Annotated in this window: 4 protein-coding genes; 3 read left to right on the forward strand and 1 reads right to left on the reverse strand. The window is 37.1% G+C overall.

The window, feature by feature from the left end; all coding sequences use genetic code 11:
* Positions 1 to 221: 221 nt before the first annotated feature.
* Positions 222 to 4208, reverse strand: a complete 3987-nt coding sequence (locus ACY10D_RS00575; RefSeq protein WP_486998872.1) for a hypothetical protein — start codon at positions 4206 to 4208, stop codon at positions 222 to 224.
* A gap of 226 nt (positions 4209 to 4434) precedes the next feature.
* On the opposite strand from ACY10D_RS00575, the gene ACY10D_RS00580 reads away from it, so the two are divergent.
* From ACY10D_RS00580 to ACY10D_RS00590, 3 genes are read left to right on the forward strand one after another with little or no spacing between them, the layout of a single operon-like run.
* Positions 4435 to 5373: a hypothetical protein gene (locus ACY10D_RS00580; RefSeq protein WP_486998873.1), complete on the forward strand. Its 939-nt coding sequence runs from the start codon at positions 4435 to 4437 to the stop codon at positions 5371 to 5373.
* 10 nt (positions 5374 to 5383) lie between these two features.
* A complete protein-coding gene (locus tag ACY10D_RS00585) occupies positions 5384 to 9004 on the forward strand; it encodes a hypothetical protein (RefSeq protein ID WP_486998874.1) in 3621 nt (1206 codons plus the stop codon).
* A 10-nt stretch (positions 9005 to 9014) separates the two neighbouring features.
* Positions 9015 to 12845: a hypothetical protein gene (locus tag ACY10D_RS00590; RefSeq protein WP_486998875.1), complete on the forward strand. Its 3831-nt coding sequence runs from the start codon at positions 9015 to 9017 to the stop codon at positions 12843 to 12845.
* Positions 12846 to 12913 lie beyond the last annotated feature (68 nt).

Genomic DNA, 12913 nt, shown 5'->3' on the forward strand with positions numbered 1-12913 from the left:
TTCCTGCAATGTACGTCAATTTTAGCCATTTTTGATTTAGCATTATAAAAACAAATATGCTAGAAAACTACACTACCCATTGTTTCTTAACGCATTCGCTATTAACAAGAACCAATCACTCAAAAGTTCAAGAAATTCAATAGCAGAAATACTGTAAAATGGTTTATGGGCGGTATAACTACTTAGATAGGTGTTGAAATAGCAAAAGTTCGGAACTCCAGTTATTTAATGTCAGTGATAATTTCTTCGATACTCGTGAAACTTTGGAGAAGTTCATCAGCATCTGATATGGATTGTAATGAGCTTTTGCGTGATGATAGGACACTATCGTTTTTGAGTTCATTGACAGCTTGTGCATAAATATCAGCTTTTTCATAGAAATCAGATTCAGATAGTGCGGTGAGTATGATGGTATTTTTGCGATCTGGAAGTTGTGTGAATTTTTCATTGTTATAGACCATGCTTTCCAAGCGAGAAAGCTCAGGTGGAATTTGTTTCTCACTAAAGTTTTGCTGTTGCAAAAGATTGAGATTGAATTTTGCTTTATTGATCTGCCGCAATAGCATTTCTTCGGCTTCTGTTATCAGTGGTTTGTTGATGATTTCTCCGGTGTTACCTTTTAATAAGTCATACTGCTTTTCAGCGGCAGTAATTTTTTGCTGTAGCATTTGCGCTTTAAAGTTAATGTAATCGTATTGTACTTTTGCAAAATCAACAGTTTTTGGCGCGTATACGACTCTTTTAGGGGCATTATCAAGTGTTAGCTGCATGTACTTGGTATGCTCGGAAAGGGCCCTAAAGAGCTGGTCTAGAAACTCATAATTATTTGGCATTTTAGTCGCAGTCATAATGCGATAGCTGTTGTCTAGTGATTCAATAAATGTTTGAGATAACAACATTTCATCGAGCGTTGCTATGCTGAAGTCTTTAGGTGGAAAGTTTGCAGAGAGTGAGCTATCAAATTTAAATAATTGCTGCTGTATTTTTCTAAGTGCATTATCATATTCATTATTGATGATAGTTGCCCATGCTTTTGCCTCTTTAACATTCATTTTGGTAGATTGTTGGAGCAATTGTTGCTTGCGTAGAGCAAGCACTTCAAATTCAGCACTTGCTGTATTTTGCGCCTGAATGTATTTGTTGATAAGAAACTTTTCATGGGCGCCGGCAATAGACTTGCTTTCTAATGTATTTAGCTCTTTGAGGATCTCATCATAATTCATATTGTTAATCACAAACATACTTGAGTCAGTAATACTCTCTTGTGGATTAATGGTATAGGCTTTGTTTTGCAAGCTTAAATCGTTAATGATTTGATCATTAACAGATGCTAGACTTTGGCTTGAGGCATTGTCTGATGCAAATTGATTGACATTTGCCTGATAGGTTGTCAATTCGCCTAAAAGTTGAGCGCTACTGGCCTGCCAATTATTAACAAGTCGTGCTAGGGTTTCTTGGTCATTTGCCAAGTTGTTAGGCATTTGTGCATCATTTAAAAATTGTTGTAATTTGGCACGATAACCATCAATTTTTAGCGGGGCACTTTGGGCAATATTTGCTTGCGATAATTCAGCGATTGTATTTGTTAGGCGATTATTTACTTCTTGATAAATTTTCAGATTATCTAGGCTCTTATATTCATCTATTAAACGTAACTTTGCCTGCATTAATTGTTTTTGTTGTTTTTGAAGCTGGGTTATATTTTTACGAACGCTAGGGTTATTTATATCACCCAATTTGCTAGATTTTTCTAGCTGTGAGAGCTGATCATTTAAAGCCGCAGCTACCTGTTTTGTGGAGGCATTTTGAAGTTTTGCATCACTTAGTACGGTATTGCTTTCCTGTAAGAACAGCAGATAGTTGTTGATATATGCAGTTGAGGCATCTTGAAAATTGCTTTCGTTGGTGCTGCTAAGGAGTTTAAGCGCATCATTTTGGTATAGGTTGTTCGTTGTTGTGTTGACTTCGTCTAACAAGTTTGACTGCCATTTAGTTTCGTCTTCAAAGCTTTTTAGTAAGCGATATTTTTTGACTACACGTAGGCTTAAGCCAACAATGCCGCCAAGTTGCCCGACTTGCTCGGCGACCTTTTCATCCTTTAATGTGGTGATGTCGGCAGCAGATACAGGGTTGCTGTTAATGGTGTTATTGGTAATGTTTGTTGCGAGTTGTTGTAATTGGTTATCCACCTGACTGTTATAAAAAAATGTACCCATTTTGTTGGCCAATGATGATGATAGTGACAATGTGCTTAGGTTTGGATAATAGATTTGGGTAAGCAGTATATTTTGATAAGTTTGGCTGGCATCACTAAATGGTAATACGAATTGATTGTTGTTTTGAGGGGTAATGCTAGGATCAATAGATGTCGTTTGTAGAGTCGTGTTAACGATCGCATTAACAGGATCCAATAATGAGTTGTTAACGGCTTCTTTAGCGGCGTAAATATATAGTTGATTGTTATAGTAGCGTGCAAATAATGGAATGCCGCGAGAGAAGTACTGACTGTAAATATCTTTAGCGGTTAAGCCATTAATCTTAAGTGTTTTAGTGTTTTGTGTATTGTTAATTACCGCAGTCACTTTGGCTTGTGCAATATCAGCTTGGGTAATGGCAATAACGATTTTTTGACTTACCATATAATCAACAAGGTTTTGTGAGGTGAGATTAAAGTTTGGGGTTGTGGTGGTAGCTTGTTTAGTATAATCATATTGACCACCACAATTTGTCGTATCGATATAAAGATCGAGAGTGCTACTGCCAAGATAGTTCTTGACACCATTATTGCTAAGTACAAGTTGATCGTTACCAATACACAATGAGTCTTTGGCATCATTTGGCGTGTCTAAGAATGCAGTACTTCCTTTGTTATCAAACGGGTATGGGTATAGACCAATTTGACGAACGCCTTGAGTTAGATAGTTGATGTAGGTGGAGGCGACATCTAGACCTTGACCTGCAAGTATAAAAAGAACCATGATTGGCGCGTTATCAAAGTCAATCGCAGCAGTTAGGATGAGCGCTATTTTTAACCAACGCTCATTGGCGGATGCATTCGTACTCAAGTTAGGATCGGCAACGGGGATATCAGCAATAAAAAGTGGCTTTTGTTGTGGTTTATTCACAAAGCTTAGATCGCTAGAAAATGTACTGCGTTTACTTAAATCATAGCTTTTAAAATTACTTTGAGCATCACGAATACTTTTTTTGACTTCATTTGATAAATTCTCTAAATCCTGCATAGCATCATAACCACATTGGGTCATTTGGCGCAGTGTATCACCGGCTTGACCACCTAGGACGCTTAAGGAGCCACATAAAGTGACAATGCCAGCTGCAGCGAATTTTCCTTTGATTTTTGCCCAAGTGGATGAAACCGGTGCGCCAGTAAAGAGCGATAAAATAGCACCATTGGCATCTTGTTTTGGATTCAGTGGATTAAACCAGCTGATGGTAATCAGATTGTTTTGAAAGGCACTATTATAGCCAGTTAAGGTATCCATTTGTGGGACAGATAAAGAGAAGCCTTGCAGTTGCATGTGGTTTGGTGTGATGGGGAAATAAGGCTGTGGATGTAATGAAGCAGTGGCTGAATTACTGTTTGCAATGACATCAATAAGTTGTTGTGATTGATTGTGAAGTGTCAATGAAAAGGCATCTTGGGCGTAGGGTGCCGCAGCATTTTTGCTAAAAGCCGTCTCCTCAATTTTGGGTAGAATCATTGGAGCGTCTTGCATTTGATCAAGCGAGAAGTTCATGTTTCTATAGCGTCCGGCAACATAATATCCAACGCACTCAGCGGTTACCTGAGTAAGGTCTTCTGGATTCTGTATCACCAAATAAGTTGGGTAAATATAATTAACACCAGCTACACTTTCAACCGCGCCTGTAACATCACCAAAAAAAAGTTTTGGTGTGTCTTTTACTGCTTCCCAAGCAACATTTAGACTGGACTTAAGGGTGACTTTATCTGCTTGGTTTGGATTGTAGGTTTGTTGAAATCCTTTAATAATGTCAGGGTATGCTTTGAATTTTTTATAGTTTTTCTGCCATTCGCTTTCACAGTAGTCATATAGTGTATTGCTATAATCATCTTTTTCATCATAACTATAGGCATCTAGGGTTATTGCAAATGCAGCATGTGAAAGCACAAGGCTTAGTATTAGTACTTTAAATAATTGAGTTGTTTGCTTTATAATATGATGCATTTTGTTATTCCTTCAGATATCTAGCCATCATTACTTGGCGCATTCAAGTTACAAATTCAAAAATTACAAACCTTGATTTTTTGCATATAAAAAGAGTATAGCCCATAGCAATTTCTTTGCTAAAGATTGTTAAAAATGATTGATATGTGGACAATTTAAGATTGGTGAACTTTACTTGATGCATTGAATGTTTTTGTTTTGGTTAAAGCATTAAGGATGAACTGCTATGTATAAACATATAACCACCTACTTATTAATGTTTCCATTAATGACATTAGCGAGTATGACTCAAGAGCAAATTGAAGATAGTAATGCCGGTAAAGAAGTGCATACGTCAGGAAGCTCATTAATAGCGACAGATGCTGCAAATACGTCAAGTGTAACAGCAGCGACAAACACTCAACCAAAAGTTGATACGAGTGCTAATGTAACCGCACCATCTGGCGTTGATGTTGATAATGCCAATTTTATTAAAGAGCGTATTAGGCAAGTAATTGCGAGTGCTAATAAACCCTATGTTGCTGATAGTTATGTGACGGATTATTCAAAAATATATGGTGTGAAAGGTAAGAGCATAACCTATGGTACTAAGAAAGAAACAGGAAACTCACCTTCAGCTTATGTACCATGGGCGACACGAAACGCATCAACGGGATCTTGGACAACCAAGCTTACGCAAAATCCGCAGTTGATTCACGATAGCATTACTGTTGTCACTGCTTTGACGCTGCTAGATAGTGTATTAGCCAAGTTAAACAAAAAGTATCAAATCAGTGCTAAGAAGATTTTACCATCGACTATGGAGAGTGCGGCAAGACAATTATCAGGGTCGCTTAAATTAAGCTATTGGCAGCAAAATAGTGAACGCTTGCTACAGGCTTATGCAGATAGTTATAAATCGAATTTTCTGTCAGCCATTTTAAAGAATTGTCGAGTCGATTTATCAGTGGGACTTAACTCAAATGATGATGTGCAGGCGTATCAGAATTGTTTAACTAAACAAGTAAACCTTGTAGAAGCTGAGCTAAAAAAAAGCACACCTCAACAGATACAGCAATTTTTACAACAACAAAAAGTGCCTAGAGAATATTACCAAACCCAAACAAAGACACAAGGCTATCAACAGCCCAATACTCAGCGCTTTAGAGGTAGTATGGGAATGTAAGGAGACACAAATGAAACTGTTAAGAGTAAGTTACTGTTTAGGCGCGTTGTTGTTTGTAATGCAGCAAGGACACGCTCTTGATATTGATGCCTATAGTTATGATAAAAATAATGACTACACCAATGCATTATATGCTTTTTGTGAACAGCAATGGCAGGATAAGTCTCCCCAATTTGAATCCCTTAAAAGCATCAAGCAGAGTTTTTTCAAGCAGTATTATACAACCGATCTAAGTGTGCTAGGAATTCTAGGAGATGTAGGGCAATCTTTGCAAGATCATATGACTTTGGGGCTATCAGCGGCGGCAGGCCTTGACTATATCTATCCAACGTATTTGGTGTTGAATAGCAAAAAAGATATGCAGAAGATTACGCCTGAGTGTATTTATTACTATATTGCCGGCAGACGCACTACATCAACGTATACATTAAGTTCATTAAAAGAAGATCCTACTATGTTTGATTATGAAAGGGTATTTCCTATTAATAAGGCAAAGTTTTATGAAAATGCGGCAGCTAAGTATTCACAAGATCAATTTTATGTGCGCCTGCATAATCAAAGTGAGCGTTTTATCAAAGTAGACATCAATAGTAATAATGGCTCTGCTGGGGTGAATAGACCGCAATTTTTTCCAGAGCAATCAACGGCTGTTCAAGCATCAAGTTTAGCCATTGGCACACCAACTTCAGATACAATGATTGGTTATAACAATAACTTTTCATCTAACTTGATTGCATTGAATTGGTATAACGTGCTAGATCCTAAAAGCTATAATCAAGGTGCATTATTGTCACTGTTTAATGTGAACCCAAGTAAAGATAGCTTGACGGATGTGAAGTATATATCTTCAATGATTGTTGCTATTCCTTTGTGTATAGCAACAAACTATGATGTAACTTCAGGCAAAACAGTGAAACCTAAGGACTGTGGTAAAAATCTTGGTAATGCACTCATGGGCAAGAGTAATATTGCCCAGCAGAATATCAAAGATCGTTTTGCCAAGATACGCTCATTGGATCTTAAAAACAAAGAAAAATACACGCAAGATTTAACGGGGATAAAAGTAGATGAGGCGGGTAATTATGTCTCTTTGATCAAAACACCTGTGGTTGACCCTAAGCTGTTTGAAAATGCAACGGCAAATACCATTTGGATTAATACTATTGCTATTGGTGCAGGCTTTACTGAGATGCCTGTGTTGGTTCTTGAAGTATTAAATGAGATTGCGAATGTCGCGCTAGATGTTGGCTCGAATTATATCAATATGCTTAATCGCGGAAACAGACAAGTTTCACTTTACCAAATGCCTTATGATAATGCAGGGAAAACTGATTTTTTAGATAACCCAGAAGCGGGGAAAGATAAACTTTGCGTCGCTAAGGATTATCTGGTTTTGGGCACACAAGCCAGTTATCAAAACAATGCATTAGCTAAGCAAATAGCAAAGCAAGTTAACGATTTATCAGCATCTGATGGTAAGTATATGGGAAGCAATGTGATTGATCTGTATATTGATGATCGGCGTTGTGGTGGGCAGTATGATTATAGTAAAGCACTAGATGAATTTGCCTTGCCACAATATAAGACGATCTCAGCTGCGCTTTTAGATTATCTTATTGCTAACAAAATGGTGTCGCCGTTATTTCCTAACGGTGATATAAGTAACAGCATTAGTGTTAAAGTCAATGGCTCAAACAAGATCGTTAGGGTGACCTTACCAGAAAATATACTTAAAAATATCATTACTAATTATACCTTAAGAGGTATCCCATTATTTGCCAGATATTATAGTGGGGAGCTTATCATTTATGCGGCAACTGAGGCAGTGCAAGCAGCATTTCAAGATCCATTAAACAGTACATTGCCTTCGATTTTATCGACTACGGCGAGTAATATTAGTTATGACCCCAATAACATCAATGGCTTTGTCCAGCCAGTCGATAATAGTAGCAACAGTTTGCAAATGGCAAGCCATAACCTGATGTATTATCGCAATATTAATGCGCAATTACCGAATAAAGCATTAGATACTTTGATTGGTGGGTATTTTGATAAAGGTCAGACAAGTGTAAATATGGCATTAGCGACGAATGCAACTGATTCAGATAACGATTCAAATTCCACAAAAGATCTGGCATTAAAAATTATACTTGGCACAGGAGTAACTGCGCTTACTGGTACGGTAACTTATTTGGCGATTAAAGTGGTTAAATATCGAATGTTACAAAAGAGTTTTGGGGCTTATGATAGAAGTTATTCAAAAAGAATCACCGCTATTGAAGATGAAATTAATGGCTTGTATCCAAATGAAGCAGAACTACAAAAACTGGGTGATATTGTTAATAAGATGATTAACACAAAATCATTAGATGAAGCAGCGAATGCTGCTAGTGATGGCGAGAAAATAATAGAGAAGTACGCGGGCAAATCAAGTCCAGTAGATGTCAGCAAGACGTTGGATAAATACGAAAAAATATTAAATAAATATCAAGCTGACCTAGGGCAGCTCGGGCAAAAATATGGTGAATTGCCAGCTTATCAAGTATTAAGCGATAAACTTGGCAGTGCTCAGAAGAAAGTTGCGGATTTTTGGAATCAAAGAAAGGTGGCTTACACTGATCTTCAGCAAATAAGTGATCAATTTAACTCAGCAATTATTGCCCAGAATCAACAAGATTTAGTTAAACTACAGGCAAGTCTAAAAGCAAATAAGGGACCTTTTAGCAAAGTTTATCAACAGTCTATAGAGAGCGCCTTGAATAACTTTAAAACCAACATGAAAACTAAAATTCGTGATATGGCAGGGTTTTCACTCACACAGCAGAAGCAATTAGTTAGTGATTTCTCTTCTTACTTGAGAAATCGAGATTATGGTTCGTTTGGTCAAGAGTTGCTAGCCAAACAACGAAAATTTAAAATAGCAAAAAATAAAATTGATCAATATTATAAAGAAATCCAAAAAAGTTCGATTTATAAAGATAATTTCACAGAGTTTGATGCTGCTTATGAAAATGCCGTAACGGATTTTAATAAAGCAGTTAACGAGTTCAATTCTAAGGTAGTGTTAAACTCAATACAAAAGACCCACTTAGATGAAGTGGCTCGTACCAGCTTGCTACAGGAGAGGAGAGTTGTGGAGTATGTTGGTGGTTATAGCAAAGAGTTTAATCTTGCTATGGCCAATACATTAACCTCTAACATTAGCTTGAAGAATACATTCTCTAAGGTAGACAACCCAATTAAAATACTGGCTGAAGAAGCTGGTTATAATGCGCTCGATATCTCATCAATACAATCAAAATATGATATGGTGTTGTCTCAAAGTATGAATGATATTGCATTTGATCTTGTTGAGCAATCAGCACCAACAGAGTTTAAAAAACTTCGTAAAGCCTCGCAATCATCAGAAGAAATAGGAAAAATAGGGGAAATTATAGAAAAACCATCAAGAGGGTCGGAAGCGCCATTGAAGAAACTATTTGACAATAATACATCGATTCAAGATCTTGAAAAAATGCTAATACAAATTTCATCGCAAAAGCAGCAAGCACTAATAACTAAGGCAGCTGATGCAGAGAAAGTATCAGATTCGATAGAGTCGCTAAGTGATTTGCGTAAGTTGGATCTTTAAGGAGATAAGAGTGAATCGCTTATTAATAGCTATTTTTCTTAGTGTTATTTACTCTCCATTGTGTGTTGCGCTTAGTGTCAATAGTGGTGATTATGACAAAGGCAACCGTTATACGAATGCGTTATATGAATACTGTGAAAATGAATGGCAAGCGATCTATGCTAATTTGGATAGTTTGCCGGCAATAAAAGCCAGTTTCCAGCAAACTTATATACCACAAGCGACGGAATCAGTATCACTGTCAAGTATTTGGGGAATGGTCAAGGATTCATTGTCTAATGTGATATCTCAGCAATTTGGTGGAGGACTTGATGGGATTACGCAAACTATCGTTGGGGTATATTACACCTATCCTACTGTTTTGGTTACTCAAAGCAGAAGTGACCTAAAGAAAATCACGCCTGAGTGCCTATTATATTATATGGCTGGTCGGACACTGAAAAAAAACGTATCATTAGAGCAGGCAAAATCAACGCCACTTATTGTGCCAAAAATTGAAGAGACAACTTTTGTAGCACAAGCTGCAGCGAGCTATTCGCAAGATCAGGCTTATGTCAATTTACACAATATGAGTAACAAAGACATTAAGCTTAATATCAGTAGTAATTCAGCCACGACATCTATTAATACAGTGCAGTTTTTTCCAGAGCAAAGTATGCATAGTTTAGCAAGTGCAATATCGTTATCTATCCCTGCAGTGAATACCTTAACTGGCTATAACAATAATTTTCAGAATAATGTGGTGAGTTTGTCATGGTATGATAACAAAGCGCCGGCAAAGACAGTAAATGGCGCGCTATTATCGCTTTATACTGAGAACTCAAGCAATGATGCGTGGACGAATATCAAATATTATTCAGAGCTTTTTGCAACGAGTGTGATTTGTTTTGCGATTCCTTATACCACAAGCACCCCGCAAAATGGTGTGGAAATTCCAGTACCGTGTAGTAATGATGTGTATCAACAGTGGGTTAATAGTAATGCTGAAGTGCCGGCTGAAATTTTGAAAAAACAAAGTGAACTACAAGCATTACCATTAACAGATAAGAAAAGTTATAGCCAAAACTTAACGATGATTCGCTCTAGCGCAAAACCTATCAAATATACGGCATTAACTTCAGTGCCTTTATATGACAATAAGTTATTCCAAAATCAAAAAGCCAATATGGTTTGGATTAGTGGTTTGGCATTATTAGCCGGTGCGGTGGATTTTGAGAATAGTTATGTGCTTGTTCTTGGAATGTTATTAAGTTCAGGTCTTGATGTGTTTTCAAGTTATATTAATGTTTTCTCCCAAGGCAAGCGCAGCCTTTACTTATATCCTTATCCTTATGAAAAAGGTGGGAGTAACGCTTTTTTAAATGCCCCTGATAAAGGTAAAGATGAATTGTGTGTTGCCAAAGATAGATTGGCTTTAAGTAATCAAAACGATGCAAAATATATGGGTGAGAGTCAAATAGACTTGTATATCAGCGATAAGATGTGTGGTGGGGAATACGACTATGCAAAAAAGGTTAGTTCAAAAGGAGGGCTACAACCTCATTATGAAATTATTTCAGCGCAACTGTTGGATTATCTGATTGACAAAAAAGTCGTTAGTCCAATATTTAACACAACGGGGATAGCTGCAGAAATAACCGCGCAAAATGATGATAGTGGTGCAGCCCAAAAAATAAAAATTGCAGCAAGTGATCTAAAGAAAATCTATACAAACTATACCCTTCAAGGGATTCCTTTGTTTGCGCGCATTTATCAAGGGCGTTTGCTACTATATGCCAGTGACAGAGCAGTTCAAGCGGCGCTGAATGATCCTATTAACATCATGCTAAATAACTATTTAGTAGGACAAGCAAAAAAAGTGGGACTAAGCATAACTAAAGAGCAAACATTTGTTCAACCTGTTGCCTCATCCTCACAAAAGGTACAAGGAGTTGTGCTTGATAAGTCATTGAAGCATGTATCAAATGCATTGCAGAGTAACGCTGCAGTCACTACTGAGTTGATGCAAAGCTTTACGCTAAATGATGCAAGTAATACTTTGGTAAATACCGGCAAAAGCGACAGTAAACAAAATGTTGATATGAATAGGCTGCCAGGTAATATTGAGAACTTTGCCAAGATAGTTGGCTTGGTCGTTGCCACAGGTGGTGCCGTTGCTGTTGTAGGCGGTATTATAGTGGATCAAATTGAAGAAACACGATTGTTTAATCGAGAAGTTATACCAGCTGAGCTTGAAAGAATTAAATTAATGAAACGCAAGATGGAAGAGTTGTGGGCAAGCTTTGATGTGACTAACAAATTAACAAGTAGTGATGTAAACACTTTAATAGAGAATTATCAGCAAACCATGGGCGTATTAAATGAGGCGAGTAATCTTCCTGAGGCAACAGAAAAAAACTTAAAAAGCGCAATCAATGATTATGAGCAAAGCATAGCGCGTTCACAAGAAACGCTAGGCTTAGTGTTAAAAGCAGCAGAAAAATTTGATCAACAATTAAAAAGTTTGCAAGAGGAATTATTACAACAGAGTTGGTATTTTGTACTAGAAAACAGAAACATGGTATTAACAAGAGGCTTTAAGATGATTTCTGATCAACATGATGCGTTAGATGCCCGAGTAGCACAAATGGCAAGCGTCAGTGAGGAGATTATAGGGCTTGCCAACGGAGGTAAACGTGCGACGATTGCATTGTCACAATTACAAAGTGCAACTGATGCCACTGTTCAAGAAAAAATGGTGCAATTGAGTAATATGTATCAAAATTTTGCGATGGAGAGTGGGTGGGGATTGGCAGGCGTGTATACAGAAACTAATCAAGCAAATGTGCTTAACACCGCGCTTAATTATCCCGAGGGAATAAATACAAAGCTATCGGAATTAGCAAAACAGCCCAAAGGGAGTTTGGGGGCGAAAAATAGCATTACTGAAGTGACTGATTTTGCGGTTAACGATTTTGAGCAACGTATTATTCAGTTTGACGAGTTGTTAAATAATGCCATTGAGCTTGAAAGGGTATATTTATTTACAATACCCTATATAGAGCTCAAAAAAACGGTTGCTATATATGAGCAGACGATTAATAAGCAATCTGAATTGTTAAAAGGAGTGCTTAAATCAAGAGCAAATGGAGAAGAGCTCTACCCGCAAATTAATTCAGCTAAGCTTGAGGCGCAAAATAAGCTGGATAAGATTAACCTGAAAGCTGATGACAAGTTTATACAAGTTCTACAAAACCAGAATTTGTCAGAGGCTATGGTTGATGAGCTATTCTATCAAGAAGATTTCATTACAGAGATCAATAAACTTTCAAAGCAGAGCAAGGTAAGAATAGAAGTGCAAACGCTACTGGATAATTATATCCAAACATTACCTAAAGACGTGATGGTAGAGAATCTTGATGCTTTGGTTGCAGAAGCTGAGCAAAACGTTGATTTGGTGCAAAAATCACAAAAGTATATTGAATTTAGGCTTAAACAAAGACAGCAACATTTGACTGTTGTCGATGAGATTTTTAAAACAAATCCTGAGTTTGCGGATGCTAGCATGTATGAGGAGTCAATGTTTGAAAGTGAGCTTTTGATGCAGAAAGTAGCATTATTGTATGAGGATAATCAGCAATTACACACGGCTAAATATGATTTAAATATCAAACTAGAAACAATAAAAACCAAGCTAACTGAACAAGGTGTTATTAAGTCTCAATATGTATTACCAAGGTCGCGTGTGATTACATCAGAAAATCTGATTACCCAAGCTAGGCGACAGATTGGTGAAGAAAGTGAGATTGTTGAGAAATCTGCGTTATTGAATGAGTTTGAGAATATCATCAAAGAAAAATAGCTTGAATGCCAAATTTATAATGACAACTCAATGTGAGGATATAAACTTGTTTAATCGTTATATTCTTT

Source organism: Cysteiniphilum sp., assembly GCF_057495195.1.

Excerpts from the sequence above, each read along its gene's own strand:
- ACY10D_RS00575 (WP_486998872.1), bottom strand. The coding sequence starts at position 4,208 with ATGCATCATATTATAAAGCAAACAACTCAATTATTTAAAGTACTAATA.
- ACY10D_RS00580 (WP_486998873.1), top strand. The coding sequence starts at position 4,435 with ATGTATAAACATATAACCACCTACTTATTAATGTTTCCATTAATGACA.
- ACY10D_RS00585 (WP_486998874.1), top strand. The coding sequence starts at position 5,384 with ATGAAACTGTTAAGAGTAAGTTACTGTTTAGGCGCGTTGTTGTTTGTA.